This window comes from Microcystis sp. LEGE 08355 (genome assembly GCF_015207185.1).
GTDB lineage: Bacteria > Cyanobacteriota > Cyanobacteriia > Cyanobacteriales > Microcystaceae > Microcystis > Microcystis panniformis.
The window spans coordinates 1-3263 of the sequence record NZ_JADEXI010000524.1; the positions used below are offsets into that span (position 1 = coordinate 1).

The 3263-nt window shown below is 44.0% G+C and carries 4 protein-coding genes; 1 reads left to right on the forward strand and 3 read right to left on the reverse strand.

Features of this window, described 5'->3' with window-relative positions:
- Positions 1-2: 2 nt before the first annotated feature.
- The 3 genes from IQ242_RS20425 to psaM form a co-directional block, all read right to left on the reverse strand.
- Positions 3-1130: a class I SAM-dependent RNA methyltransferase gene (locus IQ242_RS20425; protein WP_193961214.1), complete on the reverse strand. Its 1128-nt coding sequence runs from the start codon at positions 1128-1130 to the stop codon at positions 3-5.
- Positions 1131-1736: 606 nt separating this feature from the next.
- The gene (locus tag IQ242_RS20430) at positions 1737-2087 is read right to left on the reverse strand and encodes a hypothetical protein (protein WP_193961215.1); all 351 of its coding nucleotides are present in this window, start codon (positions 2085-2087) and stop codon (positions 1737-1739) included.
- A gap of 148 nt (positions 2088-2235) precedes the next feature.
- A complete protein-coding gene (gene psaM / locus IQ242_RS20435; protein WP_012264462.1) occupies positions 2236-2328 on the reverse strand; it encodes a photosystem I reaction center subunit XII in 93 nt (30 codons plus the stop codon).
- A gap of 188 nt (positions 2329-2516) precedes the next feature.
- Between psaM and IQ242_RS20440 the strand changes: the two genes are divergently transcribed.
- Positions 2517-3236 (forward strand): TerC family protein, encoded by a 720-nt coding sequence (locus tag IQ242_RS20440; protein WP_193961216.1) that lies wholly within the window; start codon positions 2517-2519, stop codon positions 3234-3236.
- Positions 3237-3263 lie beyond the last annotated feature (27 nt).

Here is a 3263-nt window from a genome sequence, read left to right on the forward strand (position 1 = left end):
AGTTAATACAACTCATATTTTAAGAGGGTACAGGGCAGAGAACCGTTATACAAGGGAGTGCGACGGGAAGAACGCAGACCGATTTGTTTAGTCAGTTCTTTGTTTCCCGATAAAATATAGGCTGTCCAACCCTTAAACCTCTGTTTTAAGACATCACCGAAGGATTTATATAAAGCCCCTAATTCTTCGGTATTGCCCAATCTTTTGCCGTAAGGGGGATTACAGAGAATAATCCCTCGATCGCTCGCCGGTTCTAAGTCGGTGATGCTTTGCAAGCTAAAATTAATATAGTCCTGCACTTGACAAAAATAGGCGTTATCCTCGGCCTGATGCAAAACCTCATAATCGGCATCACTAGCATAAATTGGCGCATTTAGCTGAGATTTTTGTTTTTCTTTAGCTTCCTTGACCAAAGATTGCCATAAATCCGGTTGATAGTCTGGCCACTTCTGAAATCCGAACTGGGAACGAGATAAACCGGGGGCAATATTTAAAGCTTTTAACGTCGCTTCGATGACAATAGTTCCCGAACCACAAAAAGGGTCTAAAAGCGCCACATCATCCTGCCATGCCGATAATTCTACCAAAGCAGCGGCGAGACTTTCTTTCAGAGGTGCGACTCCCATGGCCCGATGATACCCGCGACGATGCAAACTGTGGCCAGAACTATCTAAACTAAGCACACAGCGATTTTTCTCGATATGAGCGTTAATTTGCAGGTCGGGGTTTTCTGTATCCACAAAGGAACGGGGATTGCCCTGTTGACGCTGTTGGTCGATAATAGCGTTTTTGATGCTTAAAGCGGTGTAATGGGTGTGATTGAGGCGATCGTTAGTTCCCGTACATTGTACCGCTAAAGTTTCCTCACTGCTGAGATAATCGCGCCAATCAATGGCTTGAATGCCATCATACAGTTCCTTCCCATCCCCACAGGGAATTTCGGCAATGGGAACCAAAACCCGAAAAATAATTCTTGACCAAAGATTGACTCGATAGAGTAGGGAGATATCCCCCTGAAAATGGACTCCGGTGAATACTGGTTTCACTTCTTTGGCCCCTAGGAATTCTAATTCCCTAGCGGCAATTTCTTCTAGTCCCCTAGCGGTAGTAGCAAAATAGGATCGAGTCATTTCAGTTATCAGTTATCAGTTATCAGTTATCAGGTTTCAGTTATCAGGTTTCAGTGACTAGCGCCGGTCGTTGGTAGCTTGAAATCAGAAAGATTTTAATTTTTATCCCCTTGTAAATTCCCGATCTGATTCGCTCAAGTCAGTTAAAATGGGTGCATCTCATATTCGTGACTTTCTCTCACCTATAGGTGAGCAGCAGCAGTTAAGTAGGTGGGTAGAATTAAATATAAGATGAACGTAGGTTGGGCTTCGGCCGTGAGCTTTTGCCGAACGGTTGAAGCATGAAACCCAACGCCCGCATGGGTTACGCTACCGCTAACCCATCCTATAAATAATTGTGCCTCCCTACTCATTCAAAGAGGGCGAATGCAATTCGCCCCTACAATAATATTTATTATCGCGCCAATGGTAGGGGCGCACCGCGTGCGCCCAAAATGTCCTATAGATATTTCTTCAAAATTCAGATGCACCCATAACAATCCTCTTTTGTCAAGGCAGAAATGTTTAAGAATTGTGTCGCTGTGGTCATTAGTTTTATCCCGACTCTGTGGATATCTCCTCTCCCCTAGAGTCTTAACAAGTAATTGAGATGCACGAGCAGCTAATCTACTGAGAAACCCAAAAAATGCGTCTTTGATTGGGATCCCGTCGGGGACTTTGTTCCCCCATCACTTGCCGCGCTTGACTAGGATCGAAGCTGCGAGTAAATTGATCCCGCAATTGATTAACGCGTTCCTCCTTTTCTTGGGCTGCCAAACGCACTTCTTCTAATTTTGCCTGTTGCATCTGTTGGTAGGGTAACAAACGAGCGATCGCAAAAACTGCCGTGATCGAAAGAGCGCTATAGGCAATAATTCGCAGCCAAATCTCGATAACTTGCCAGTTTTGGGATTTATTGCCGCTTTTTGGCTTTTTTTGTGGTTTTTTGTCGGTTTGGTTTCGTGTTCGTGCGGTCATAGATTTATGAGTACAAGTAAAATCGGTGAGAAAGGTGGCTAATTACTTTCAATTTACACCCAATCACTGATAACCGATAACCGAAAAAACCCCAATCGGTCTATCCTATAGCTAGGTTAGACGGGATTGGGGTTTATTGAAAGCGACTTTACTTATAAAGTTCCGTCGCTAGACGAAAAGCCAAAATCCCGGGGATTAAGGCAATTACCAGAGCGACTAAAACTTGAGTATCAGAAAGCATTGCTGATTATCTCCTCATAAAGATATTCATCCAATACTTTCCGACATCATCGGGGTTCTCTGCATCATTTCGTTACAAGACTTCATATCTCCCCCCCCGATGACGGTTATCTCCCCTAGAAAAGAAAGTTGTAAAAGCGTTAAGCTGAAGTATTGCCATGATTACATTTATTTTTACCTGCGGCCTCAATGTTAGACTCGCTTCTTGATTCATCTCTAACCCTTAGTCTAAAAACCCCGTTAATTCTGTTGGTTCTCATTGCCCTAGAAGCGGTATTATCAGCAGATAACGCCATTGCTCTCGCTTCCATAGCACAGGGATTAGGAGATCATCAGCGTCAACGTCAGGCCTTGAATATTGGCTTAGTTTTCGCCTATATTCTCCGTATGATCTTGATTCTTACCGCCACCTGGGTGGTTAAATACTGGCAGTTTGAACTTTTGGGAGCAGTATATTTGCTCTGGTTAGTCTTTAATTACTTTGCCTCCCCTGAAGACAAGGATCACAGCCATCATAGTCTCAAGTTTCAATCTCTCTGGCAAGCTATCCCCCTAATTGCCGTTACCGATTTAGCTTTTTCCCTCGATAGTGTCACCACCTCCATCGCCGTGGCCGATGATACTTGGTTAATCCTGCTTGGTGGTACGATCGGAGTAGTTACCCTGCGCTTTATGGCGGGTTTATTTATTCGCTGGTTAGAGGAATACACCCACCTAGAAGATGCTGGTTTTGTCACCGTCGGTTTGGTGGGTTTAAGATTGCTGTTGCGGGTGATTAGCCCCGATTTTGTGCCGCCAGAATGGATTATGATCAGTTTAATTGCTATCCTCTTTGCTTGGGGTTTCTCAAAACGCAACGATCGAGAACCAATAGAGAGTGATACCATCCAATCTGATAAATTGCCATAAAATAATCATCAGGAGTCAGGAGATTAT